This is a genomic window from Alkalihalophilus lindianensis, assembly GCF_032843265.1.
Lineage (GTDB): Bacteria > Bacillota > Bacilli > Bacillales > Bacillaceae_D > Alkalihalophilus > Alkalihalophilus lindianensis.
In genome coordinates this window covers 1-253 of sequence record NZ_JAWJBA010000680.1, presented here as the reverse complement: position 1 = coordinate 253, position 253 = coordinate 1, and the positions used below count along the sequence as shown (strand labels likewise).

Annotated in this window: 1 pseudogene; it reads right to left on the bottom strand. The window is 43.9% G+C overall.

What is annotated here, in order from left to right:
* Window positions 1-71 precede the first annotated feature (71 nt).
* Window positions 72-253: pseudogene (locus RYX56_RS23885) on the bottom strand (spore germination protein); the annotation flags it as partial.

Here is a 253-nt window from a genome sequence, read left to right as displayed (position 1 = left end):
CCGCTGATTCCAACACCCTCCAAGCAACGGAACGACACTAATCAGTACTAATAAAGAAAGATACTGTTTCTTCATTGCTGATTCCCCTTCTTACTCTGTGATGTATCTTTGTTGCTTTGTGTCGGCGGTCCTGGTTTTTGGTGCTCTCCGGTTCTAACCATATTACCTTCGCTAATATGCATTGGCCGATTTTTCATGGCCCAAAGTGGATAACGAATGAACACATCCTGCAGATTTTTCCTGCTAAAAGGCG